Origin of the sequence: Cytobacillus dafuensis (assembly GCF_007995155.1) — a bacterium.
GTDB classification, from domain to species: domain Bacteria; phylum Bacillota; class Bacilli; order Bacillales; family Cytobacillaceae; genus Cytobacillus; species Cytobacillus dafuensis.
Genome location: NZ_CP042593.1, coordinates 4,290,443 through 4,315,721, shown reverse-complemented (window position 1 = coordinate 4,315,721; position 25,279 = coordinate 4,290,443). Strand labels below are relative to the sequence as shown.

At 38.6% G+C, this 25,279-nt stretch carries 21 protein-coding genes, 1 pseudogene and 1 riboswitch; of the genes and pseudogenes, 17 read left to right on the top strand and 5 right to left on the bottom strand.

Annotated features, from left to right (window positions below; all coding sequences use genetic code 11):
- Window positions 1-37: 37 nt before the first annotated feature.
- Window positions 38-964: an MBL fold metallo-hydrolase gene (locus FSZ17_RS20600; RefSeq protein WP_057773868.1), complete on the top strand. Its 927-nt coding sequence runs from the start codon at window positions 38-40 to the stop codon at window positions 962-964.
- Window positions 965-1,138: 174 nt separating this feature from the next.
- On the opposite strand, the gene FSZ17_RS20595 is transcribed toward FSZ17_RS20600, so the two are convergent.
- Together FSZ17_RS20595 and FSZ17_RS20590 are read right to left on the bottom strand one after the other, a co-directional pair.
- Entirely contained in the window at window positions 1,139-1,696 is a 558-nt protein-coding gene (locus FSZ17_RS20595) for a cysteine hydrolase family protein (RefSeq protein WP_057773865.1), read from the bottom strand.
- Window positions 1,697-2,415: 719 nt separating this feature from the next.
- Window positions 2,416-3,219 (bottom strand): hypothetical protein, encoded by an 804-nt coding sequence (locus FSZ17_RS20590; protein ID WP_057773864.1) that lies wholly within the window; start codon window positions 3,217-3,219, stop codon window positions 2,416-2,418.
- A 522-nt stretch (window positions 3,220-3,741) separates the two neighbouring features.
- Between FSZ17_RS20590 and FSZ17_RS20585 the strand changes: the two genes are divergently transcribed.
- Window positions 3,742-5,547, top strand: coding sequence for a LamG-like jellyroll fold domain-containing protein (locus FSZ17_RS20585; RefSeq protein WP_228460245.1), 1,806 nt, complete (start codon window positions 3,742-3,744; stop codon window positions 5,545-5,547).
- Window positions 5,548-5,819: 272 nt separating this feature from the next.
- On the opposite strand, the gene FSZ17_RS20580 is transcribed toward FSZ17_RS20585, so the two are convergent.
- Together FSZ17_RS20580 and FSZ17_RS24150 are read right to left on the bottom strand one after the other, a co-directional pair.
- Entirely contained in the window at window positions 5,820-7,613 is a 1,794-nt protein-coding gene (locus FSZ17_RS20580; RefSeq protein ID WP_057773861.1) for a bifunctional metallophosphatase/5'-nucleotidase, read from the bottom strand.
- A gap of 148 nt (window positions 7,614-7,761) precedes the next feature.
- Window positions 7,762-7,884 (bottom strand): annotated as a pseudogene (locus FSZ17_RS24150) (hypothetical protein); the annotation flags it as partial.
- A 195-nt stretch (window positions 7,885-8,079) separates the two neighbouring features.
- Between FSZ17_RS24150 and FSZ17_RS24145 the strand changes: the two are divergent.
- From FSZ17_RS24145 to FSZ17_RS20535, 8 genes are all read left to right on the top strand, one after another.
- The gene (locus FSZ17_RS24145; protein ID WP_057773860.1) at window positions 8,080-8,646 is read left to right on the top strand and encodes a 4Fe-4S dicluster domain-containing protein; all 567 of its coding nucleotides are present in this window, start codon (window positions 8,080-8,082) and stop codon (window positions 8,644-8,646) included.
- Window positions 8,643-10,205, top strand: coding sequence for a PucR family transcriptional regulator (locus FSZ17_RS20565; protein ID WP_057773857.1), 1,563 nt, complete (start codon window positions 8,643-8,645; stop codon window positions 10,203-10,205). The genes FSZ17_RS24145 and FSZ17_RS20565 overlap by 4 nt, the downstream gene beginning before the upstream one ends.
- Window positions 10,206-10,571: 366 nt before the next feature.
- Window positions 10,572-11,240: a TorD/DmsD family molecular chaperone gene (locus tag FSZ17_RS20560; protein ID WP_057773855.1), complete on the top strand. Its 669-nt coding sequence runs from the start codon at window positions 10,572-10,574 to the stop codon at window positions 11,238-11,240.
- Window positions 11,233-13,623: a DMSO/selenate family reductase complex A subunit gene (locus FSZ17_RS20555; RefSeq protein ID WP_057773853.1), complete on the top strand. Its 2,391-nt coding sequence runs from the start codon at window positions 11,233-11,235 to the stop codon at window positions 13,621-13,623. The genes FSZ17_RS20560 and FSZ17_RS20555 overlap by 8 nt, the downstream gene beginning before the upstream one ends.
- A gap of 17 nt (window positions 13,624-13,640) precedes the next feature.
- Window positions 13,641-14,219 (top strand): DMSO/selenate family reductase complex B subunit, encoded by a 579-nt coding sequence (locus tag FSZ17_RS20550; RefSeq protein WP_057773851.1) that lies wholly within the window; start codon window positions 13,641-13,643, stop codon window positions 14,217-14,219.
- Between the two features lie 14 nt (window positions 14,220-14,233).
- The gene (locus tag FSZ17_RS20545) at window positions 14,234-15,082 is read left to right on the top strand and encodes a dimethyl sulfoxide reductase anchor subunit family protein (protein WP_057773849.1); all 849 of its coding nucleotides are present in this window, start codon (window positions 14,234-14,236) and stop codon (window positions 15,080-15,082) included.
- 220 nt (window positions 15,083-15,302) lie between these two features.
- Window positions 15,303-15,785: a glutathione peroxidase gene (locus tag FSZ17_RS20540; RefSeq protein WP_057773847.1), complete on the top strand. Its 483-nt coding sequence runs from the start codon at window positions 15,303-15,305 to the stop codon at window positions 15,783-15,785.
- Window positions 15,786-16,115: 330 nt separating this feature from the next.
- Window positions 16,116-16,403, top strand: a complete 288-nt coding sequence (locus FSZ17_RS20535; RefSeq protein WP_057773844.1) for a DMT family transporter — start codon at window positions 16,116-16,118, stop codon at window positions 16,401-16,403.
- 213 nt (window positions 16,404-16,616) lie between these two features.
- Here the strand turns inward: FSZ17_RS20535 and cdaS are convergent, their stop codons facing one another.
- Complete coding sequence (gene cdaS / locus FSZ17_RS20530; RefSeq protein WP_082625304.1) at window positions 16,617-17,243, bottom strand: sporulation-specific diadenylate cyclase CdaS; 627 nt, start codon at window positions 17,241-17,243, stop codon at window positions 16,617-16,619.
- Between the two features lie 174 nt (window positions 17,244-17,417).
- A riboswitch (SAM riboswitch) is annotated at window positions 17,418-17,530 on the top strand.
- Window positions 17,531-17,672: 142 nt separating this feature from the next.
- On the opposite strand from cdaS, the gene FSZ17_RS20525 reads away from it, so the two are divergent.
- From FSZ17_RS20525 to FSZ17_RS20495, 7 genes are all read left to right on the top strand, one after another.
- Window positions 17,673-18,698 (top strand): methionine ABC transporter ATP-binding protein, encoded by a 1,026-nt coding sequence (locus tag FSZ17_RS20525; RefSeq protein WP_057773842.1) that lies wholly within the window; start codon window positions 17,673-17,675, stop codon window positions 18,696-18,698.
- Window positions 18,688-19,350: a methionine ABC transporter permease gene (locus tag FSZ17_RS20520; RefSeq protein ID WP_057773840.1), complete on the top strand. Its 663-nt coding sequence runs from the start codon at window positions 18,688-18,690 to the stop codon at window positions 19,348-19,350. Before FSZ17_RS20525 ends, FSZ17_RS20520 begins: the two co-directional genes overlap by 11 nt.
- A 49-nt stretch (window positions 19,351-19,399) precedes the next feature.
- Complete coding sequence (locus tag FSZ17_RS20515) at window positions 19,400-20,257, top strand: MetQ/NlpA family ABC transporter substrate-binding protein (protein WP_057773838.1); 858 nt, start codon at window positions 19,400-19,402, stop codon at window positions 20,255-20,257.
- A gap of 13 nt (window positions 20,258-20,270) precedes the next feature.
- Entirely contained in the window at window positions 20,271-21,470 is a 1,200-nt protein-coding gene (locus FSZ17_RS20510) for a M20 family metallopeptidase (RefSeq protein WP_057773836.1), read from the top strand.
- 488 nt (window positions 21,471-21,958) lie between these two features.
- A complete protein-coding gene (locus FSZ17_RS20505) occupies window positions 21,959-23,797 on the top strand; it encodes a GAF domain-containing sensor histidine kinase (protein WP_057773834.1) in 1,839 nt (612 codons plus the stop codon).
- The gene (locus FSZ17_RS20500) at window positions 23,794-24,435 is read left to right on the top strand and encodes a response regulator (protein WP_057773832.1); all 642 of its coding nucleotides are present in this window, start codon (window positions 23,794-23,796) and stop codon (window positions 24,433-24,435) included. The genes FSZ17_RS20505 and FSZ17_RS20500 overlap by 4 nt, the downstream gene beginning before the upstream one ends.
- A gap of 64 nt (window positions 24,436-24,499) precedes the next feature.
- A complete protein-coding gene (locus FSZ17_RS20495; RefSeq protein ID WP_057773830.1) occupies window positions 24,500-24,874 on the top strand; it encodes a BsuPI-related putative proteinase inhibitor in 375 nt (124 codons plus the stop codon).
- Window positions 24,875-25,279: the final 405 nt, after the last annotated feature.

Sequence of the window (25,279 nt, the reverse complement as noted above, 5' to 3'; positions counted from 1 at the left end):
GGTATAACAAATCTTAAAGAGGGGGACCATCACATACATGGCTAAAATAAGATACGAAAATTACGATAATGTTAGTACTACTAAGAGTTTCGGTGATATGCTTCGCTGGTCAAAGGAAAGGCGAGCCAAAAAGAAGGACTTAACGGTTCAAATTCCTCAACATGATGCAAAGGAAATTAAGAGACTTTACGAAAATCGTTCCGAGCCTTCAATCACTTGGATTGGACATTCGACTTTTCTTATTCAGTTGAATGGTGTCAACATATTGACCGATCCTGTTTGGGCACAACGGATGGGATTTCAAAAACGAATGACAGAGCCTGGTATTCCTATCGATGAGTTGCCTAATATCGATGTAGTATTTATCTCGCATGGTCATTACGATCATCTTGATTTTGGCACGATTAAGAAGTTAAAAGGCAATCCAGTTTTTTATGTTCCGATTGGGTTGAAGTCAGCTTTTACAGAACGCGGATATCTAAATGTAACCGAGGCAAGCTGGTGGGATGAATTTAGTTTTGGTTCATTGAACATAATATTCGTTCCGGCACAACATTGGACAAAAAGAAGCTTAACAGATACAAACACCTCTCATTGGGGTGGCTGGGTACTTGTAGATAGAATGCTAGACCAACGTATTTATTTTGTAGGTGATACGGGATATTTCCGGGGATTTAAAGAGATTGGTGAAAAATTTGATCTTGATATTGTCTTAATGCCAATTGGTGCGTATGAACCTGAGTGGTTTATGAAAGACTCTCATATTAATCCAGAGGATGCGATCAAAGCATTTTTGGAATTGAAAGGAAAAACGTTTATACCGATGCATTATGGGGCTTACCGACTAGCTGATGATACTGGGCCAGAGGCACTTGAACGGATGTATAAAGAATGGGATAGGCTAGAGCTAACAAGAGAAGCATTAACCGTTTTAAAATTGGGTGAAACGTTGCGGTTAAAATAATGCCCCTTCATATTAGGGGTATTTTTGATTTGTGTGACTTGAACAAAAAAATGTTACCATTACCCAATAAACAAAAAGATCAGGAAAAATAAGAATCTCCTGATCTTTTTATTCTACATCATTAATACTTTAAAGTTTAATAAAACAACCTTCCCCATAACTTGAATTTTATTTTTATCTATAATTGTTATGGATCGGTTGGAATAAATCCTCTTCTGTTTTTCTCACTACTGAAAAATGGTCAACATTGTCATGACCATGTAGGATTTTGTTATGATGTTTTATAATTTGTTCAGCTGATAATGTTAAGCTACTAGTTGTTGAATGTCCATCTTCAACAAGTGTAACATCAAATCCACTTACGGTAGCAGCTCTTACAGCCGTATCAATGCAGTACTCTGTTTTGCATCCCATTATGATTAGATGTTCGATTTGGTTATCATGAAGTACCTCTAATAATGGTGTTCCATAGAATGAATTCGTCGCTTTTTTATTAAATATCTTGGCAGAAGTAGGTACTTTGATTTGTGGATGAATTTCAAATCCCTCTCCTTTACCCTCTGCAACATCTAGGTCTCGTATGAATAATATTAAGTGACCCATCTCCGTCGCTTTTTCTATTACTGTATTAATATTGTTGAGAAGATCATCTTTATTGAATACACATGGCTCACCATCTTTACCTTCAATCAGTTCTTGTTGTGCATCAATAATCAATAATGCTTGGTTCAATAAAAAAACTCCTTTACATTAAAATAAAATACCGTACCACCAACTACTTATTTTTATTTGCATAAAAACCGCCCCCTTTATCGCAGATTAACGGGCAGTAAGACCCCCACTTCAAGGATTCGCGTATGCAAAGAAGAGTAAGTGGGGGATCAACTGCCCGTAAATGCCCGACGACGGACACGATGTCCTAGTCAGGCGAAAGCCACAGGATGTGGCGTTTTGAGCGTGATTAGTTCAACTAACCATCAGTGGGGGATGAAGAAAAACCCCCACTGATGGAAGTTTCACTTTATATGTTTCTAATAAAAGGTATTCGCATTTGAATCATAAAGTCCTGCATGCAATAAATTATTTTGAGCATTTTTTCCGTTCCAGCTGAATCAGCGTTAGTACTATCATGAAATGAACCACTTTGGGCACGAAAATCACTTATTCGTTACCGCTAATCGGTTAAATGAACCACTTTGGGCACGAATATCCCTTATTCGTTACCGCTAATCTGTTAAAAAAGTGAGAGGAATTATATTTAAAGTTTCGGGTGTGTTTAGTGTAAGTGATCTCTTTATTAATCGAGAATCTATCACTTTCTGGGTCTATTTAACTTATAATTTTTTTTGACTCACTATTTTTTCTATAAAAAAAAAGCATAAATTGCGGCCTCAATAAACAAGTCTATTAAAAGATACTTAAAGCTAATTCTAAGAGAAGATCAATAAATTTTAGAACTCTTGCCAAGATGTTACTGTGCCATTATTAAAATACAAATAAATGGCGGCACCATCTAATATATCCCCATATATCCACTGTTCCATTGCGATATATTCTGAGTCATAGCTGTTTACATCGTTTGGGTACCCCCAAGATAATAATACTTGATCCTCAGTCATTCCTGTCTGTACTTTTTCATTTTTGATGAGATTCCATATCGTATCGGAAAATTTGTATGTTTTAAACGGATTTGTTGTTAAATAAATTTCATCAATATCCTTACCTACGTATGAATTTGTGAAATATTTTTCTCCGATTTTAATTTTGATATTTAGGGTGGTGAGCAAAGTGTCTTGTTCCTCGCTGATTAAAACAGCCTCTTGTAAATTTTTTAAGTCTACAGTTTCCCCATTATTGTTTGCAAAAAAATCAGGGTTTCTTAGCCAAATTCTTTCTTTTCCAACAAGTTCTTTCTTCTCTTTAGAAGGTGTTTGATAAGTGATAGATTTCGAGTCCTTTACAAATTGACTTGAACCTAGGCCATATAAGAGACCGTGAGTTTCATCAGTTTTTTTAGAATAGACTCCAAACTCTTCGCCCTTTTTTAGGGTGCGTACAGTGGTTAGTTTATTTTCTTTAGTATCAAGTTTATACAATGGAGTATCCTTATTGATTATTACTTTCCCTATATGTCCTTCCTTGAGAGTAATTTTCCCCCATTTAACAATTATTTTTTCCGCATGGGCACTTTCCGGTGGTGAAAATAAAGAGACGATCAAAAGTAGCACTGTCAATAAGCTAACAATCTTTTTCAAAATTGAACCCCCTAATATTTACATATAATAAAAATTTTACTATTAATATTTTAGTATTTCTATATGTAAATTTAGAGAAATTGAAAATTATTTGTATAAATAACAATGATATCAATAAAACATATTAATATTAGTTGGAGTGTAGAAAAGTCGTTTATGCCTTGGGATCTTGGGCGTAATTAAAACCGGCTAACTTCATACCCTTAATTGAATCAGTTTAGTATGTTGGGTCTTTGGAAAATGGAATCGACAAGGTGTTGTGGAAACTCTATAACTCTTTATAAGGAGAAGATAGAAAACAAGGGTTCACCTGCAGGGGCGGGTGGCCTTTCTTTAGCTCCGTCCTAAAATCAGAACGGGGTTATACGTGTTTGAGGTTTTAAAAACGAAATAACTTTTTTGTCGCTATACACATAAGAACGAATAACAGGTAATTTACAAAACATTAGCCTAATTTAAAAACGAGATTAATAAGTTGCTGATACACTATTGTTGGATTAATTAAAAAGGAGGAAACGGTTTATGGGAATGAAAAATGCAATAATAGGTTTATCGATCATTTGTATGATGATTCCAAGTTTTGTTGCACCTGCAGAGGCTTCGGGTTCTGCAACCCAGAAAGAACAGGATAGTATTGTAGCAGATTGGAAATTTTCACTAGAACATGTGAAAGCCGGATCAATTGAAAACGGGAATTTAATTATTGAAGATGCAAGTAAAAATGGGAATGATTTAGAGTTAGTGACGATTGGAGATAAATCATCACTAGAATTAGACAATATAATAAAGTGGTCTGAAGAAGATTATTATGATCAAGAAAATGTTGACAGCTTACAATTTGCTAATTATAAGAATGCTCCTGTAGGAAGATATTTCAAAACAATTAAAGATGCACCTATTAATACGGAACAATTTAAAAATGGATTTACAATAGAAGCTATTTTTAAATTACCAAGTAATTTCGATTATCGTTTACATAGCTGGATGGGAATGCTAACTAGACAAGGGCAGGCTGCTGACCTTGGCAAGATAGAAGGCGAGAAAGAAATACTTACTACATTATCTATATCTAACGCTCAAGAAGTCCAATGGACAAGCCATTCAACTAATCTAAACTATAATGTGACCAACTGGTCTCGTTCTTTAAATAGTGATGAATGGTACCATTTGGCGGTAGTTAATGACGGGCAAACGACGGCTTTAACGGTGAATAGTGTCAGCGATTACGGAAAATCAGAAGTAGTGAAAGGCATTGCATCTGTAGAAGGTAAAGGCTGGAACATTGGTGCTTCTGAGTGGGCAAATGAATTAGATTCACTTTTTGCAGGTAACATCCAAGAAATAAGAATTGCTAATGAGGCATTGAATGAAAAAGAATGGCTTATTCAAGATGCTCGTGATGAACAACAAGTTGAAGGAACAAACGATAAAATTCCATTCCTAACAGATAAAAATAATTATAATTTTCTTTTTGTTCCAGATACGCAGAAATACTCAAATCTCAATCCGGAGATTTTTAACAGCCAAATGAAATGGATTGCTAATAACAGCAAAAAGAATCAAATTGTAATGAACGCATTTGTCGGAGACATTGTTGATTGGGATACAGAAATACAATGGAAAAATTCTCTCGAAGCCATTTCCTATTTAGATAAAAAAGACACTCCCTATATGATAACTGCAGGGAATCATGATTATGCGAGTGGAGACCCTTTCTTAACATATTATGGACCAGAACGATTTAAGAATAAAGAGTACTATAAGGGAAGTTCTCCTTCTGGATATGGGTCTTATGCAATAGTTAAGGCAGGGAGCTACGAATATTTATTCTTAATGGTTGATATGAAAAACTTAGAAAAAGACTTGGATTGGTCAAAAAGTGTTTTGAATCAACATAAAAATAGTCCGACTATTATCGTTTCCCACGATATTATATATCCTGACTATGAAAATAATAAACCTATTGCCGAAGACTCGGATAAGGGCCGCCTGATTTGGGATGAACTTGTAAATGATCACAATCAAGTGTTTATGACAGTTAACGGACATTATACGGGTGCAGTTCACAGAGTTAAACAGAACGCTGCAGGAACCGATGTCATTCAAATGCTTATCGATTACCAGGGAAGTTACAGAGGAGGAAATGGCTGGCTCAGATTTGTGGAATTTGATGAAAAGAAAAACAAAATGTTTTTCCGTACTTACTCTCCATTTATAGATGAAATGTCAAACAAAGAAAGAACGTATGCTGATTTCAAATATTTAACAGATAAACAAAATCTATTTGAATTGGATTTCAATTTTAAACAGAGATTTAACATGAATTAATAAAAAAGATTAAACAGGTTCCACCAGCCTCACTCAGCATTTAATAAAATAGTCGATCGGGCGCAATCGTATTGCTGTACAAGGAGCAGTAGCTTTTTTACTAGGATTGAATGTAAATAATTAAGAAACCCAGCTAATCTTCTTATGTAAAGAAGGTAGCTGGGTTTTTAAAACCTGGATGTGCAAAATAACACTTATAATATACGCAAATTATCGGTCAAAGTAACAACCCGGAACCGTGCATAAGTCGCCACTCGGCGGGTTGGACGGAACTACTCCGTTACGGCATAGTTCACGCGGCCCAGCTCCGGAGCGCTAATAGTGCCCTGTTGGGATATCCAGTCCTGGAAGGCCCAGTAATCCATGTCGCTGCGAACAGGGTCGGTGCCGGACTTCAGCGCCGTGAAGCCGTCCATGCCAAGCGCAATTCGGGACGGAACGGCCACGCGATACGTGACGTTGTCTTTGACATCCTTACCGTTGACCTTCAGATCCGTCACTCGGATACCGTGCAAGAGCCATGGATCCAGCTCCACGTTCACGTTGCTGGAAACTGACAACGGAACATAGGTCTCCTTAGAGTTCTGGTCCAGTTGCCACTGCTGCTCAAAGAGCTCGCGAAGCTGCTTGCCCTTGACCGAAATGGTCACGATCGACGAAGCCGATCCCTGAACCGTCCAGCTTTCTCCAAACAGGATGGTTCCGTTGCTGTCGCTGGGATTCGATCCGGCTTTGTAGGTGAGCGGATTACGAACCTGGCGCGGGTGAGTAATCGCTAGATCAACAGTGCCTTTCTTCTGCTTGAGTCCCTGAGCAATGTCCAGGTAGGCGTCGGCAACCAAGTTCCCGATCTCGGACTCGCCGTCGGCATCCTTAGTGGCCGTGATGTCTTCCGCAATCGTTCCGAGGGGCTGAGCCCAACGCGCGCTGGCCACCGCATTCCAATGGTCGACCATGTGCGAAACGGTCGGGTCAGCAGGAACGTCGCGGGTCACCGGAATGTTCTTTGCCGTGATACTCGTCCGATCAATGTCGGCGTTGGCCGGGTCGATCTGAAAACGAATATCGCCGAAGGTCCTGCCATGATGGCCGGGAGTAATGACCGGTCGCGGATTGCCGTCAGGATCTTGCACAACACAGCTTGCCGCGGAGTGCCAGTGGCCTCCCACCACCACGTCAATAGCCGAGGAAGCCTGTGAGGCAAGACGTTTGAGCGGACCGCCGCTCACGGCGCACTCGTTGTACGTGCTGGAATTCCAGTCCCCCTCATGGGCGAGCAGAACAATGGCTTCGATGCCCTTACCCTTCAGGTCATCAGCCGCCCGGTTGACGGCTGGGAGCATGCTTCCCACCACCATCTGGTCAACCTGGTACGAAGAGAAAATCCGTTCCGAGTCCGGTGCGGTCACGCCGATGAACCCCACCTTGGACCGAGTTCCGTCTGCGCCCGTGACCTCGTGGACGTACGTGGATGGCAGCATGGATGCGGGGTTCTTCTGCGAGCCATTAGCCGGGTAAATGTTGCTGGAAATCACGGGGAAATTCATTCCCGCGAACGCTTCACCATTCGAGGTTTCGAAGCATGAGTCCACGCCAACCTCGCCGATGCACTTGCCCTCCATCATGTGAGACGTCAAAAAGTCCCATGAGATGTCCAGCTCGTGGTTCCCCGCGGAAGAAACATCGATACCTAGGTAGTTTAGGAACTCCACGGTGGGCTCGTCCCGGGAGAACATGGTCTGCCATGGCCATCCGGAGAAATTGTCGCCATTGGAGACGCGGATGGAGTTTTGTTGCCCTTCGGCAGCGTTGTTGAGGTGGGTGGACAGGTATGCGGCACCGCCCACTGTAAGGGTTTGGCCGTCTTGAGTTTTCAGAGCGGCGTCCGCACCGGTGGTCGGCGCGAGGTAGCCATGGAAATCCGTGATGGCGAGAATCTGAACGTCAATAGGTTCGGCCTCAATGATCGTCTGTGACTCATCCTGTTTCGATGATTGTGCCGGAGAGACCATACTAAGTATTAGTGACGTAATTAGAGACAAAGACAGTAAAAATTTCGATTTCATCCACAACACTCCTCCTCAAAAAATTTTTTTTTCACTATTAACCTAGCAATTCTTTTTTAAGGGATTGTGTTGATTTTGTGTGAACTTTGTAAATATAAGGGATATTGTGAAAAATAAGGAAATATACCCACTGGTTATATCGGAAACTTTATCCCGGTTTCTTTAGGCGATTAGGATGATTATTTCTTTCTGTATAAGCATATCCCTTCGCACAAAGCTTTCCCTTTGAATATGGGTGGTGGGTATCACCAGTTAAATGAACAAGTCGATTATTTTCCGTTTCTTGGACAAACTTGTTTAACCAGGTTTACTTTAAAGTCATTCATGTAGTTTAATCCTCCGTTATGTCACCAACGTATTTTGAAAGTTCATCATTTTGTCGTTGGAAGAATACGTCATTTTCTGATTGTTATAATAAAATATTATTTAATAATAGTTTATTATAGCTGGGAGGAGGAGTCTATCTATGACCTCTCAATGGATGTTTTACATTGATCTTAATAAATGTATTAATTGTAAAAGCTGTGAGATGGCCTGCAATGAATATAATGCCCTTAATGGAGTATATCGAAGAAAGGTGATCTCATATGATACAGAGTTATCTGAAACAAACGTTCACTTATCTATCTCCTGTAATCATTGCAGAAATCCAGTGTGTGTCTTGATTTGTCCGGAGAATAATTTTCAAAAGCGCCAAGATGGAATCGTTATACATAATTCAACGAATTGTAAATCGTGTAAAAGATGTATGAAGGCTTGTCCGTTTCATGCTCTGAAATTAAATCCAAAAACAAATAGGGCAGATAAATGCAATTTTTGTGTAGAACGAATTGATAAAGGCTTAAAGCCTGTCTGTATAGAAAACTGTCTTACAGGAGCCCTGAGTATGATAAAGGTAAATACAAATAATATTAAATCTTACACTCTTAATAACTTGAATATTCCCATTGTCAAATATACGAACCCTTCCATATTTATTTTTGAAAAACAAAAGGGACAGATTTTTTTACGAGAAGGATGCAATCCGATATGAAAAATTCTTTACAGGACTTATTAATCTATATTCCGTTGTCTCAACTAACTTATATTACGTCATTGCCAAAGGAGCTGGTTCATTATGAAACGATCCTTGATAACATACCTGGACAATTGCTTGAAAGACCAACATTAATAATCCTCAAAAATTATGACGAGTGGAAAAAGCTTAATGAAACGGAAATAACGATTCGATTGATTCAAGACCCGAATCTTATAGGAATGGTTCTATGTCATCCTGACCCTATCATTATTCAAGAAGAGGTATTTACTCATTTTCTAGAATGTCAGTTACCAATTATTCAAGTGCCTGACCACTCATTAATACACGTGTTTCAGCAAACAAATGAATTTCTATACCCATATAGTCAATTGAGTATCGAACTACAAGGTTTTATGGAAAAAGGATTTATTAGCTTAGCTTCGGAGTTGTCCAAGGGACTAAATACACCTTTACTATACTTTGATCAGAATGAACAGATACTATGGCAAACTGGGGAGAAAGAAGAATTGCAAGAGGCGAATCGATGGTTCAATATTCATCGCCGGAAACTGAAAAATGGGGAATATTCAAATTTGAATACGGATGTAGAGGGCTCCTTTCAAGTGTACACGATACAAATATCTGAATTTATGAATCATAGTTTATTAGCCTCCGCTCAATTATTAAGCTGGCAAAAAAGGATGGTCGATAAATTAGTAGGTTTAACGGCACTTTCGTTACAAACTCAAGGGATTTTTGAAGAGCAGCAAGAAATATTTAAAGAGCATTTTATTTACGACCTTCTTTTTCATAAATTTGAGTCAAAGAAGGTGATGATTAAACAAGGAAAAACATGGGGATGGAACTTGGAAAAGCCTCACCATTTACTAATATTAAATATTGAACTCTCGGATGAATTCATGACAAATATGAATTGGCTAGAGGAGATAATCTTATTTTTAGAGGCTGAAGCAGCTACTATGAAGGAAACGATCATTGTTTTTCCGTTTCAAGATCAAATCATCCTCTTACTCGAAGATGCAGAAGAACGGATCAACAGCGAGAGGAAAAACTATGTGGTAGAGACCATTAGCCATATAGAGAAATCACTATCTAGCAAATGGTCTAATATTCGATTTAAGATTGGCATTGGAAAATGGTATCAAGATACGATTAACTTAAATAAAAGCTATCAAGAAGCAAAACTAGCTTTACAATTTGGTCAAAGTTGGTTTGAAAATAATAAAAATATTTTTCATATAAATAATTTAGGGATTTTTCGTCTACTTATTCATATTCAGCACGAACTTCTTTATGATTTCAGTCTAGAGTACTTATCGACTTTAATTGAAGGAGATCGAGAAAATGGAACAGAGTATATAAAAACATTGCAGGCTTATATTCAGCACCAAGGGAAAATCAGTGAAGTATCTGAAACATTATACGTTCATCCGAATACGTTACGTAATCGTTTAAAAAAAATAGAAGACATAACGGGATTGCAGCTGCAAGATATAAATGATTTATTAATTTTAACCATTGCGGTAGGAATATACTCCTTTGTCCACACTTAATCAAATATTATAAGAAAACCTGGCTTAGAAAAATGATTCTAAGCTGTTTTTTTTGCCAGCAATTGAGAATAGTTAACTCCTAATATTTGAAATTAAGTTGGAATGAATCTAATCTTTCAAAAATCAGTCACCATCATTCCTAAACCCCATCAAAATAACTGTTACACAATCACAAAAGTAGCTATATAGGTATGTATGAATCCACACTCCATATTGTGCACATCTTTATTTAGAATGGAGTTAGAGGAGGAGATTCTCTTAGAAAGGTTCTATGAACCATGTTTTTTTTATTTTATTATGTGAAAAATTTCACATGAATTGGTTTAGGAGGGAAAAACTATCTTGCAATAGAAAGTGGTGACGCGGATGGAGCATTCAGAAAATAGTAATCTCATATCGATGATGAAGGACAGGAAGTCTCAATATGAATTCCTCTGTACAGCATTCAGCAATCCAATATTGAAAGAGGTACTGAACATATGGAAAGAGCAATTATCCTTTAAGTCTATCATTTCAGATGAGCACTTTCGTCTTTTCTTTTCAGAGTTATCTTCACAGAAAGTGGAAGAGATTTTTGAAAAGGAAAAGGAGAACTTTTTACGGTTATTTTTCGGACCTGAACATATTCCTGCTCCACCTTGGGAGTCTGTTTACCGAACGAGAGAAAGACTGCTTTTTGGAGAACCAACCCTTAAGATGAGAGAAAAACTAAAGATATTCAATCTCAATTATGAGGAGGAAAATAAAGAGCCTGAGGATCATATTTCTCTTGAATTAGAATTTATGAGTCATCTAATCGACAAATCACTAAAGTCTATAAACGAAGAGAATGAGAAAGAGTTTAGTAGGGCATTACATTATCAATTTCTGCTTTTAGATGATCATTTAGTTAAATGGGCAGAACCCTTTACAGAAGATATTCTTTCTTTTACTACTAGTGCCTTTTATAAGGGTTTAGCTCAATTCTTAAGAGAATTTATCAAGCAAGATTATCAATATATGAGCGGGATTAAGGAGGTATTAGGCAATGAGTGAGAATTTGTTCAAAAAGATTGCAAATCAAACAATGCCACGCAGAACATTTTTAAAATGGACCGGTGCAGCTACAGCTCCAACTATGTTAGGAGGAGTATATGCTACGAAAAAACTATCCGAAAATGTAAGCGCTGCCGAAAGTGTTGAAGAAGAGGTAGTCATTCCTACATGTGGAACATTGAACTGTGGGGGCCGTTGCTTAGTTAAAGCACACGTTAAAGATGGTACGATTGTTCGTATTTCAACAGATAATGCTAGCGAAGATTCTCTTAGCTGCCCTCAAATTCGTGCTTGCTTACGTGGCCGTAGTTATCGTCAATTCGTATATCATCCTGACCGCTTAAAATATCCAATGAAAAGGGTTGGTAAACGAGGTGAAGGGGAGTTTGAAAGAATAACTTGGGATGAAGCGATTGAAACCATTTATAAAGAAACAGAAAGAATTACAAAAAAATATGGTCGATCAGCCCTTTATAGTAATTATGGTTCCGGAAACTGGGGAGGAATCGCTAGTGGCCGTATGATGTTTAATAAATTAATGGGAATGACAGGCGGTTACCTTGGCTATTTCAACACCTATAGTACAGCTCAAACTTCAAATGCCACACCGTATACCTTTGGAACTGGAAATACTGGAAGCAGCTTGGATTCATTAGTGAATTCACAATTAATTATTTTATGGGGATTTAATCCAGCAGAAACGATTTTCGGATCACCAACTAATTTCTATTTACAGAAAGCAAAAGAGGCAGGGGCGAAAATTTATGTAGTGGATCCTCGTCAATCCGATTCCGCTGTTGCATTGGCAGATGAGTGGTTCCCGATTCGGCCTACAACTGATAATGCTTTGATGGATGCTATGACATATGTCATTCTTACGGAAAACTTACACAATAAGGAGTTTTTGGATAAGTTTTGTGTTGGCCATGATGAAAGCCATATGCCAGAAGGAGTTCCACAAGGTGAATCTCTTCAAAGTTATGTTTTAGGTGAAAAGGATGGAATTCCGAAAACTCCAGAATGGGCCGAAAAAATTTGTGGTTTACCGGCCAATAAAATTCGTCAGTTAGCTCGTGAGTACGCAACAGCTAAGCCTGCAGCGTTGATCCAAGGCTGGGGTCCTCAGCGCCACATGAATGGGGAGCAGATTGTTCGAGGCAGCACGGTTTTAGCATCATTAACAGGTAATATAGGCGTAAATGGAGGGTGGGCTTCTGGTGCAGGATATTTCGGACGAACAAGTGTGGCTGCTGTTCCGAATATACCAAACCCGCTAGGACTTTCAATTCCTTGTTTCCTTTGGACAGATGCTGTCACACGCGGAACGGAAATGTCAGCAGAGGATGGTGTGAAAGGGTTAAAAGAAGGTGCAACTTTACCTAATAACATTAAACTAATCTACAATATGGCAAGCAATGTTTTAATCAATCAACATGGGGATATCAATAAAACGAAGAAAATTCTAGAGGATGAAAACTTGGTTGAATTTATTGTTGTCAGTGATATTTTTATGACACCTTCAGCGAAGTTTGCTGACATTCTTCTGCCATCGAATACATTCTTTGAACGGTATGATGTTGCCGTACCGTGGACATATGGTGATTATGCTATTCTATCTCAAAAGGTAATTGATAACTTATATGAATCAAAGTCTGATTATGAATGGTTAACAATGTTAGCGAAAAAGATGGGCGTTGAGAAGGAATTTACGGAAGGAAAAACGGAAGAGGATTGGGCAAAATGGGTTGTTGAGGAAACACGTAAACAAGATCCATCTTTCCCGACTTGGGAGCAAATGAAAAAGCAAGGAATCCATAAATGGAAGTTTGATAAACCAACAATTGGATTTGAAGCTCAAATTAACGATCCTGCGAATAACCCATTCCTAACACCATCAGGAAAGATAGAAATTTTCTCTAAGCAGCTATGGGATATGGAAAAACATGAAGATATACCAGCTATTCCAAAACACATTGCTGTAAACGAGGGCCCAGAAAGCAGCTTAAGAGAAAAATATCCACTCCAATTAATCGGTTGGCATTACAAAAGGCGTTGCCACTCGACAATGGATAATAACCCTTGGATGGAAGAGGCCGGAAAACAAATTATGTGGATGAATCCAATTGATGCCAATAAGCGGAACATAAAGAATGGAGATCTTGCCAAAGTATTTAATGATAGGGGAATTGTTAAGATTCCGGTTGTCGTAACAAACCGGATTATTCCAGGTGTAATAGCCATCCCTCAAGGCGCTTGGCATACATCTGACAAAGATGGTGTGGATATAAGAGGAGCCATCAACACACTTACAACGCAAGAACCGTCACCGTTAGCAAAAGGGAATCCACAGCATACTAATTTAGCTGAAGTTGAAAAGGCATAAAAAGGAGGGGATAAAACATGGCAATACAGCTTGGTTTCTATATAGATCAATCTCGTTGTATAGGTTGTAAAGCATGTGTAATTGCTTGTAAAGACAAAAATGATAATGAGGTTGGTATAAATTTCAGACGTGTCTACCCATTCGAAAATGGGACATTTACTGTGAATAACAATGGCACTTTTATCAATAATGTTCAATCCTATTATCTATCCATCTCATGTAATCATTGTGATGATCCAGGGTGTGTAAAAGGATGTCCAACAGGAGCTATGTCTAAGCGAGATGAAGATGGAGTAGTCACAGTTGACCATGATAAATGTGTTGGCTGCAAATATTGCGAATGGAATTGTCCATATGGTGCTCCTCAATATAATGATGAATTAGGAAAGATGACGAAGTGTAATTTATGTATTGACCTATTGGAAAAAGGCGATAGACCTGCCTGTGAAGGGGCTTGTCCAGTGAGAGCAATCGAAGTTGGACCAATCGATGATCTGCGCAAGAAATATGGTGATGTTCATGAAGTAAAAGGAATGCCAAGTGCTTCTATTACAAATCCAAATATTATTATTACTCCACACAAACATGCTAACTAAAGGAGGGTTCAATCGTGAATGAATGGGCGTTATTAATATTTACTGTTTGTATGCAGGCTGCGATAGGCGGAACGATCATGCTTGCAATTTTCTATAAAAAGATTTCTGAGACTGGAGAAGAACAGACATTTCTTGTGATGAAGATGCCCCTCGTTGTTTTTGCTGGGCTATCTCTCGTTGGATTAGGTGCTTCCTTTGCTCACTTAGGAGCACCTGAAAATGCATTGAATGCAATTCGTCATTTAGGTTCTTCTTGGATGAGTCGTGAGATTTTAGCGACAGGACTCTTTATAGGGGCGATTAGTGTAACGACGGTTTTAGGTTTTGTTCAGAAAAAGGTCAATCTTTGGCTATTACTTATTGCTTCCATTATCGGTATCGTTGATATATTTTTCATGGGAGCCATTTATGCAAATTCGCTAGTGAGCGGTTGGAATTCTATTAACACCTACACTTCTTTTATTGGAACAGCTATCGTGTTAGGACCAGTATTAGCTGCCAGTTTGATCGTACCAATATTGCGCAAAAAGGAAAATCAAACATTAGCACAGCACTTTGTTAAGTATTCCTTCTCTATTTCAATTTTAGGAATAGCTGTCCAACTAGTTGGACTTGCATTATTTCCAACCGTTGTTCCAGAGGTAAACATGATAGCTGGAACAAATGCTATTGCCACTTTAGAAGGCTATCAAGGAACGGTAGCTCTTCGCTGGATTATTGAAGTGATCGGAGTGGGACTTCTAGGATATTTATCCATCTCAAAAAATAAGAAAGTATCTTTATCTTTTGCATATATCGCATTAGCAGCAATATTTTTGGCGGAAGGCATGAGTAGATATATGTTTTTTGTGTTAGGATCTTAGGTTCGTAAGAAGTAACTTCTGATGAGGAAAAAGGATTCGTTTCAAGGATTTTTTGGAACGAATCCTTTTTTGTTTAGAAAATTGCAGCTAGCTTAATTGGATGAAGTTTTATCAGTCATTTTTTAAAAATTTATTTGTTATATTTGCATTAGGAATGAATCTATTTTGATCAATCTTTTTTGAAGCAACTTAAAGAATATTATTTGTAAGGAGGATTTATTTGAGAACGGTATACGATTTTAATGTAAAAATGACGGATGGTAATGAAAAATCATTGAGGGATTATGAGGGAAAAACTCTGCTCATTGTGAATACAGCCAGCAAGTGCGGGTTTACTCCCCAGTTTGATGGACTGCAGAAACTTTACGAAAAATATTCAGTTCACGGTCTTGAGATCTTAGGTTTTCCTTGCGATCAATTTAAAAAACAGGAATTCGATCATATTGAGGAAACTTTACAGTTTTGCCAAAGCAATTATGGGGTTACCTTTCCGATTTTTGCTAAAATTGATGTAAATGGAGAAAACGCACATCCTTTGTATACCTATTTAAAAGAACAAAAGAGTGGTATTTTGTACAAAAATATAAAATGGAATTTCACAAAATTTCTCGTTGACCGAAATGGACTCGTGGTTGAACGATATTCACCAACAACTGAACCTAGAAAAATGGAAGATGATATAGTAAAAGTTTTGCATACTTAATACTAAAAAACGACTAACCTCATCCTCTAAGATGGCTTTGAAAGTAACGAGAACAAGGTCATTTATAATAAGGGTTGATGATACCATTTTATAAAAAAGATAACCTGAAATTGTGGGAAAAGAAATTTACTTATGTAATGGAAGTTCGTTCACAATGCTATAATGACAGCACACGAGGAGGGATATTTATGTTGCGATCAATTTCTCCCCCAAAAATGTCTGCGCAGTAGAATCTACTGTTTAGGCATTCAATAAAAGCTTGCTAATCCTCAATAGATTCTACTGTACATGTATGTACGACTATTTACATGTAGAAAGTGGGAATTAGAAGTGAGAGGAAAACGTGCTGCAAATCGATATGACATCACTTGCTTTACTCATAACATTGGCCTTTTCCATGCAGGTATTGGATTTTATCTTTTCTTTTTAGGAATGCGTAAACTAAAAGGACAAAGTATAGTTATTTTAAGCTATATTGACCCACTTGCTTCACTGGTGATCTCAATTATGATTATTGGTGAAAAAATGACGGACCTGCAAATTATTGGTGCGATTCTTTTGCTGGGTTCAACCTTTATGAGTGAAATGCACAAAACAAATACCATCTCATTTAAATAAAATAAAAAGGAGCTTTCCAAACGCTTTTAAGCTATTTGGAAGCTCCTTTTTGCCTTTTTTCTTTACATTATTTCAACATGCATGGCTACCGGTAAAGGTTTGTGAGAAAGGAACAATTCGATAATTTTTATGTTTTTTTCTTTATTCATTCTGATTTTGCCATGCAGATATGTAGTTGAAGGATGATTCTTTATTTGTATGTAAAAAAGTTGGTTATGGTAAAGATCCTGCTGTAGTAACTGGATAAAGTTTTCCGTTTAAAGTAAAGGAAACTCTGCCAGTCTCTTCTGAAACAACGAGGACAAGAGCATCGCTTTGCTCCGTCAAACCTAGTGCTGCGCGATGACGCGTGCCAAGTTTCTTTTCTCCTATAACTGCATGTGTGAGAGGAAGAACATTTGCTGCTGAAACGATATGATTATTACGAATCAGTACAGCACCATCATGGAGCGGGTTCCCAGGGTAAAAAATAGCCTCTAATAATGCAGGGGTTATAGTGGCTCCTATAGCCGTTCCTTTTTGGATGAAAGGGTCAAGGGGGTCACTGCGTTCCACCACAATCAATGCACCATGACGTCGATCGGACAGCCGCTGTACACAAATGGATAAATCTGCATATTTATCTGTAAAAGCTGATAAATAACAGTTTAAGTAAAAGGAAGCAGCGACTGATTCCATTTTAATGAATTTTTCCTTTATTTCCTCTAGTTTCCCTAAGAGACACTTGTTTTCGTTTCCTAGTATCTCCAAGCTTTGTTGGAGTTCATTAGTGATTTGCTGTATTTTTTCTGACAATAGCTGTTTCATTGGTGAAAAATCGCAATTTTTAGTAGCGTTCACAAGTCAACAACTCCTTCGTAAATTAGCATCTTGTTGGATAGTATAGGTTATTGACAAAAAAGAATACATGCTAAATTTGACTGTTCTAAATTTAAAAAAAGTTGTTGACTTTCTATAAATACTCAAATATAGTAATAACTAATTCTTGCAACAATCGAATAGCAATACATCACTTTCTTATCCAGAGAGATCGAGGGACAGGCCCTATGACATCTCGGCAGCAGGTTCATGACAAATGAACACTGTGCCAATTCCTGCAAATGCCTTAGGCATTTGGAAGATGAGAACGGAGATGGTTTCATAATGGAGCCCTCTTTTTTTCTTACGGATGAGAAAAGAAGAGGGCTTTTTTTCGTTCAAAAAAAAGGAAGGTAGATGGCTGCGACTTATTGTCTGCATAGAATCAATTTAGCACGAGGAGGACAATACATGATTGAGTTTAAACAAGCCGCTAAGACGTTCCGGCTCGGCAATCGGGAGGTGCAGGCGGTAAAGGAGGTATCACTATCTATTGCTCAAGGAGAAATTTTCGGAATTATTGGTTTTAGTGGCGCGGGAAAAAGTACATTACTTCGTCTTGTCAATATGCTTGAACAGCCAACTGCCGGATCAGTTCAGGTACAGGGGGTGGATATCGCTACCCTTTCCCAAAAAGATCTGAGGAAGCTGCGCCGTCGAATCGGTATGATCTTTCAAAATTTCAACTTGTTTACATCCCGTACAGTGGCAGGTAATGTGGCTTATCCTTTAAAGCTTGCAGGTACTCCGAAAAAGGAAATCAGTGAACGGGTAGAGGAACTTTTACGGTTTGTCGGCCTAAGCGATAAAGCAAATGATTACCCAGAGCAGCTTTCCGGAGGTCAAAAACAGCGTGTCGGAATTGCCCGTGCCCTTGCAACATCGCCCGATATTCTAATTTGTGATGAAGCAACGTCCGCCTTAGATCCGGACACAACAGGAGAAATTCTTCGTCTCTTAAAAAAAGTAAATAAAGAACTTGGTATCACGATTCTGCTAATTACGCATGAGATGCACGTCATCCAATCAATCTGCGACCGGGTAGCAGTCATGGAGGAAGGGGCAGTCATCGAAATGGGCTCTGTCTTTGATACATTTAGCAATCCACAGCATCCGACGACACAGCGGTTCATCCAATCTGTCCAGCAGGATCGTCCGTCTGATACGTTGTTAAAGGAATGGCGTGCAAAAGGAGGACAAAAGCTTTATCGGGTTATTTTTAAAGGAGAAGTGGCAAGTGATCCTATCCTCTCACATATCACGCAGAAGTTTGGCATTCATTTTAACATTGTGTACGGTTCAGTTCGCGAACTTCAGGAGAAATTCTTCGGAAATCTGTTAGTTTCATTTGAAGGGGATGCACAAGCAATCGAATTCGTGATTGCTGAACTGAAAAGCACGGTAGAGATTGAGGAGGTTGAAATTCATGAGAGTTGATTGGAATACATTTTGGCCAAGGATAGTGGAATCGACAGGTGAGACAATCCTTATGGTCATCGCAACACTCATCTTTGGCTCTATCTTAGGGATTAGCATTGGTTTACTACTTTATGTCACAAGAAAAGGAAACATCTTAGAAAACCAGTTGTTATTCCAAACATTAAACATTCTTATCAACATTATAAGGCCAATCCCATTCATTATTTTCCTTGTCGCCATTAGCCCATTAACCCGTGCGATTATCGGTACGACAATTGGAACTTGGGCAGCGATTTTCCCTATGACGATTGCCGCCTCGTTCGGAATTGCAAGGATTGTAGAAAATAATTTAATGAGCATCGACCCGGGTGTCGTTGAGGCAGCTAAAGCGATGGGAGCCAGTCCCTTTCAAATCATCTTTACGGTGCTGATTCCAGAAGCTCTTGGCCCGCTTATCCTTGGTTTGACGTTCGTCACCATCAGTTTGATCGACTTTTCAGCGATGGCTGGTACTGTTGGCGGAGGTGGACTCGGTCACGTGGCCATGACATATGGATATCAGCGGTTTGACGGCAGCGTGATGCTCGTTACGGTAGTCATACTAATCATTCTTGTTCAGTTCGCTCAATGGTTTGGAAATACATTATCAAGAAAAATCATGCGGCGTTAATAAAGATTTCGCAAGTAAACAAATTTTATATTAAAAAGGAGATCACCTCATGAAAAAAATCATCATCTTTTTATTAGCACTAACAGCAGTATGGGCACTAGCTGCTTGCAGCAAGGATACATCAGGAAAAGGTTCTGATACGGTTAAAGTGAAAATCGGTGTTACGGGCACGGACGGTGAAGTATGGCCGATACTAAAGAAAAAAGCAAAAGCTGAAGGCATTGAAATTGAACTTGTTGAGTTTTCTGATTACACTCTTCCAAACCAAGCATTAGCGGATGGGGATATTGACCTCAACTCCTTCCAGCATATTGCGTTCCTTAGCCAATTTACGAAAGAAAACAAAGTGGACTTAGTACCAATAGGGGCTACACTTATCGCACCGATGGGAATCTATTCAGAAAAACTGAAGGACATTAACGATATTGAAGACGGAGCACGTATCGCCATTCCAGACGATCCATCCAACCAAGCACGTGCATTAAAGCTGCTTGAATCCGCAGGGCTTATCAAGTTAGCTGACGATTTTGGATTGTTTGGTGATCCTTCAAAAATTGTTGAAAATCCGAAGAAACTGGATATTTTCCCGATCGTTGCACAGCAAACACCGCGCGTGCTTCCTGACGTGGCTGCATCAGTCATTAATAACGGTGTAGCTGGTCAAGCTGGATTCGATCCAGTCAATGACCCCATTTTCCTTGAAGACGGTAATGATAAAAACGCTTTGCCATATGTAAATGTCTTTGCTGCTCGTGCTGAAGATGTTAACAATGAAACTTTGCTCCGTATTGTTGAGCTATACCATGATGAAGATGTGAAAAAAGCTGTTGAAGCTGATACGAACGGCGGATCATCGATCGTCGATATTTCAAAAAAAGAACTGCTTGAAGTATATAAAGGCTTATAAGGAGGAGTTATAAATGAGTACAACATTATCTGGTATTGACTTAATTACAGAATCCATTGAGTCAAACAGTGAAAACTATATTGAAACAAGCCAGTCTATTCATGCAAATCCCGAAATTGGTAACCAGGAATACTTTGCGAGTAAACTACACATTTCACTTCTAATAAAGGAAGGTTTTGAAGTGACGACAGCTGTTGCAGGGCATGAAACATCCTTTTATGCAGTGAAGGACAGTGGGATACCAGGCCCAACTGTAGCGTTTCTTGCTGAATACGATGCACTGCCAGGGTTAGGTCATGCATGTGGTCATAACATTATTGGAACGACAAGCGTTGCCGCAGGGATAGCCCTTTCCGAAACACTTGCTGAAACAGGAGGGCGTGTCGTCGTTTTAGGGACACCTGCAGAGGAAGGCGGTCCGAATGGCAGTGCAAAAGGCAGCTTCGTCAAACATGGGTTCTTGAAGGATATTGATGCAGCCCTAATGATTCATCCATCAGGAAAAACGTCATTAACAAGTGAGACTCTTGCTGTTGATCCCCTAGATTTTCATTTTTACGGAAAAGCAGCGCATGCTTCAGGTTCACCAGAAAAGGGGGTCAATGCACTCGACGCGGTCATTCAGTTGTTTAATGGTATTAATGCCTTACGGCAGCAGCTTCCTTCCGATGTCCGGATTCACGGGATCATCACCCATGGAGGTGATGCCCCGAACATCATTCCAGATTATGCATCAGCGCGTTTCTTTATCCGCGCTGAAACCTGGAAGAGAACGGAAGAAGTATCAGCAAAAGTGCAGGCAATTGCTGAAGGAGCTGCACTTGCAGCTGGAGCGAAAGTCAAAATCGAACGTTTCCAAAATGAAGTGAAAGATTTTGTCTTAAATTCAGTTTTGGATGCAGTATTACATGAAGAATTAGAAGCAGTTGGCGAAATAGTTAAAACCGAGGAAGGGAGAGGAAAAGGTTCTACTGATGCAGGGAATATTAGTTATGTAGTCCCTACAGCCCACCCTTATATCAAAATTGGGCCAGATGATCTTATCGCCCATACAATCGAATTCAGAGAAGCAGCAAAATCTTCTCTTGGCAATGAAGCATTAATTAAAGGGGCAAAAGTACTCGCATCTACTGGTTATCGCCTATTAACGGACACTGATCTTTTAAATCGTGTAAAAGAGGATTTTGAAAGGGCATTGTCAATAAAACAATAGAGTGAAACTTCCATCAGTGGGGGTTTTCTTTCATCCCCCACTGATGGTTAGTTGAACCAATCGGGCTTTAACGGGCAGTTAATCCCCCACTTAAGTTTCTTTGATTCTCTCGCAACCTTGAAGTGGGGGTCTTACTGCCCGTTAATCTGCGATAAATGCATATGAAAATCCCGAAATTCCTATTGAGGAAATTCGGGATTTTTTTGCTTTTGTTTAGAAAATTACGTCTAACTTAATGGGATGAAATTGTAATTTATATATATCTTTTGTACTATGCAATCTAGTACAAAAGAATCTGTTAAATATAACGTTCGATGAACAGGCAAATAAAGAAATAAGCATTATACTAGTAGTGTAGCTTATTTAGGTAAGCGTACAGCCGGTTATTGGCTAGTGGGTATTTTTCCATTTTGCCAGTGCCGGTTTTTTGTTAGATAATAATAGATGATAGATTCTTTGGAATATTCGAAATAAAAGGAGGTGCCGTTTTGAAAAGGATAGACTCTATTACGATAAGGGAAAAAATTGTAAGTTTTTATCTTTATTCTATTTCTTTTCTTGGTATGTTTGCTGTTATCATTTCTATTTTTAAAAGTGAAATGCCTTCTGAAGTCATCATCCTGTTGTTGTTATCTGTGTTTATGGGAATTGTTGAGTATTTTCCTATCCGCATTGGGAGAGGAGGTGTTACACTCAGCCTTACGCTTATTTATCCAATGAATTGGGAGTTTGGGATACATATAACTGTTGTTGCTTGTGTATGTGTGATGGTGTTAACCCATTCCCTTCGCCGTTTACCAATGCAAAGAACGCTATTTAATTGTTCTCAATTTGCTCTAAGTATCATTTTAGCAGAATGGTTGTCCAACCAAAGTATTTCTTTTTTTATTACGGAAATGAATATGCCTGTTTTATATGAGGAATTAAGTAGCTTGCTTTTATTTACCGTATACTTTTGCCTTATTAACGCCATTTTTTACGATCTTCTAATGGTGATTCTTCCTCAGCCATATCCGCTCGAACAGTGGTACAAGAAAAATATTTTAGTATTTTTGAGTGGAAGCTTTTGTTTGTTCTACGCCTCTCTTATCTATATCTTAGAACACCGATACAGTGGGGAGATGAATAGAATTAATGTTCTGTTCTTCTTTTTCCCTCTTGTAGCAATCTGCATCATCAGCTCGTTCTTTCGGCAAATACGGATTGAAAAAGAACGATTATATAACCTATTTTCCATTACGACAGAGTTAAGTCAAGGGCTTTCTGCAGGAAACTTACATCAGATGAAAAAATCCCTTAAAGGGTTCTTGGGGATACAGGCTTATGCTTTATGGACAAAAGATGAAGGAAACTGGGTACTTCTGCTAAAGGATGGAAAAGTACATTCCGATCGTTTAGGTTCTTCTGAACTTCATCTGAATTTTGAAGAGATATCCCAAACCTTTGTTGTTTCTGATTGGAAAAAAGGTATGGCCCCGGGAGATGAAGTTTTTGAAGATGTCATACGTTCTCTTGTCTACCTGCCTCTTAAAGTAAATCATGAATTGGTAGGAATGTTTGTGGCAGGAAAAAGCAGGGGAGCGAGTTTTATTACCGAGGATATACAGTCCTTATCTACGTTTGCAAATCAATTGGGCAGCTTGCTTAAGACACGGTCACTCATCTCCGAACAGGAGAAACGAATCATTCTGGAAGAAAGAAATCGACTAGCACGTGAAATCCATGACGGAATTGCACAAGTATTAGCTGGGGTCATATTTCAGCTGGAATCAGCTCAGAAGCAGCACGCAGATCAATCAGGAAACATGCAGCAAGTGGTAGACAAAAGCATAAAAAAATTACGGAAGAGTTTAGGTGAAGTTCGCTATTCCATCTATGCTTTAAAGCCATATCCTACACAAAGGCTAGGACTAAAACAAGCGATTGCCAATAAAATTCAATCTATCAAACAAGAATATAATCTAGCGATTAAATATCATGAAAGAGGCCGTACTCGAACACTTAGTTGTACAAAAGAACGAGTTATTTTCGATACTTTACAGGAAAGCTTGCAGAATATTGTAAAGCATGCCAAAGCGGATGAAGTTGACATTCTCTTAAGCTATCAACGTGAACATGTGCTATTAAAGGTGAAAGACAATGGGGTTGGTTTTTCCCTTTTTGAATCCATGATTAAAACAAAACATGAGCCTCATTATGGCATTTTGCATATGAATGAACAAGCTGAAGAGCTGGGTGCGACCCTTCAGATTGATAGTTTACCAGGAAAAGGTACAGAAATTACATTGTTAATTCCAGATGCTGAAACAAGGGAGGGAGTATCATGATTAAAATATTATTAGTTGATGATCATACGGTCTTGCGTGATGGAATTCGGAGTATATTGGATCTCGAATCTGACATCCGAGTCGTAGGAGAAGCCGTTTCCGGGGATGAGGTATTGAAGAAAGTAGAAGAGTATCGACCTGATTGTATTTTGATGGACATCAATCTCCCTGGCAAAAATGGCATTGAGGTCACATCACTCGTGAAAAGTCAGTATCCGAATTGCCGTGTTCTCATTCTGACGATGTATGAACATGATGAATACTTGATGGAGGCGCTTTGGGCCGGTGCGGATGGCTATTTATTGAAAGATTCATCATCTGAACAAGTAGTAGCAGCCATTCGAATGATATCACAAGGAGAGTCTGTGATTCATCCTCGCATGACTAAAAAGTTGATAACCTATCATCACCAGCAAACGATATCAGAACCAAATGAAAAAATGCTGACAGAGCGTGAAAAAGAAATATTGTTTGAATTGGTCAAAGGCCATAGTAACAAAGAAATTGCTGAAACATTATATATCAGTGACAAGACCGTCAAAATTCACATCAACAAGATTTTCAAAAAGCTGAATGTAAAAAGCCGTTCACAGGCAGTCATTTTTGCCGTTCGAAATCAACTTGTGCCGTTTTCTTAAAGAACTATAGCTTGGGGTGCAAATTTAAGATTCATAATTTAAGACGAAAGAGGTGTCAGGAAACTTGGGAAATAAAGAAGTTAAATTGTCTGTTTATGCTTGGGAAAATTCAGAAAGTGTAAAGTTTATCATTACGTTACTAAATAATACTGATTCTGAAAAGATTTTTATCTTTAGAACTAGTCAAAAATACGAAATTCACGTGCTTAATCCAGAGGGTAAAGAAGTGTATCGATACTCTAAAAACAGATTTTTTTCACAAGCTATTGAATATGTAAATTTTGCTCCTGGTGAAGCCCGAAGATGGGAAGAAACTTGGGACTATAAATGTGATGGAAAACGTGTAGAGCCTGGTCAGTATATCGTGTTGGTAAACTTAGTTGGTAAAGCGGAAGGTGTAAAAACACCTATAGCAAAGGATATGTTTACCGTCTACTAAAAAAATATATACTGCATTTAGAAATATATAATCTATTTGGAATCTGTTTACCTCTTTTTTTAACAAAGGGGCCAGATGCGCCAGCAAACAGGAAACCTAAAGAAACCATTGGCAATAAAGGATTGGAATACTTCCTGAGCCTGGTTGGTTTTGAGCCAAAACAATAGAAGTAAAAAGGAGAGGAGCGCAAAGCGTTTCTCTCTTTTTCATCGTTAGGAAATTATAGATTTTCGCATTTGCTTTTCTAATTTGCTTGAACGGCAAGGAATAAGCCTTTAGTTTTATTAGTCTATAACCTTTAGCTCGAAAAATTACATCCTTTGTTTAATTTTCAGAAAAGTCGGAATAGAGGAAAATAAAATAGAATTATAGCTTCATATTGCAAGAACAAATAAGGGGGGATAT

Excerpts from the sequence above, each read along its gene's own strand:
- FSZ17_RS20560 (WP_057773855.1), top strand. The coding sequence starts at position 10,572 with ATGGAGCATTCAGAAAATAGTAATCTCATATCGATGATGAAGGACAGG.
- FSZ17_RS20500 (WP_057773832.1), top strand. The coding sequence starts at position 23,794 with ATGATTAAAATATTATTAGTTGATGATCATACGGTCTTGCGTGATGGA.
- FSZ17_RS20550 (WP_057773851.1), top strand. The coding sequence starts at position 13,641 with ATGGCAATACAGCTTGGTTTCTATATAGATCAATCTCGTTGTATAGGT.
- FSZ17_RS20525 (WP_057773842.1), top strand. The coding sequence starts at position 17,673 with ATGATTGAGTTTAAACAAGCCGCTAAGACGTTCCGGCTCGGCAATCGG.
- FSZ17_RS20515 (WP_057773838.1), top strand. The coding sequence starts at position 19,400 with ATGAAAAAAATCATCATCTTTTTATTAGCACTAACAGCAGTATGGGCA.
- FSZ17_RS20580 (WP_057773861.1), bottom strand. The coding sequence starts at position 7,613 with ATGAAATCGAAATTTTTACTGTCTTTGTCTCTAATTACGTCACTAATA.
- FSZ17_RS20585 (WP_228460245.1), top strand. The coding sequence starts at position 3,742 with ATGGGAATGAAAAATGCAATAATAGGTTTATCGATCATTTGTATGATG.
- FSZ17_RS20600 (WP_057773868.1), top strand. The coding sequence starts at position 38 with ATGGCTAAAATAAGATACGAAAATTACGATAATGTTAGTACTACTAAG.
- FSZ17_RS20565 (WP_057773857.1), top strand. The coding sequence starts at position 8,643 with ATGAAAAATTCTTTACAGGACTTATTAATCTATATTCCGTTGTCTCAA.
- FSZ17_RS20520 (WP_057773840.1), top strand. The coding sequence starts at position 18,688 with ATGAGAGTTGATTGGAATACATTTTGGCCAAGGATAGTGGAATCGACA.
- FSZ17_RS24145 (WP_057773860.1), top strand. The coding sequence starts at position 8,080 with ATGACCTCTCAATGGATGTTTTACATTGATCTTAATAAATGTATTAAT.
- FSZ17_RS20555 (WP_057773853.1), top strand. The coding sequence starts at position 11,233 with ATGAGTGAGAATTTGTTCAAAAAGATTGCAAATCAAACAATGCCACGC.
- FSZ17_RS20510 (WP_057773836.1), top strand. The coding sequence starts at position 20,271 with ATGAGTACAACATTATCTGGTATTGACTTAATTACAGAATCCATTGAG.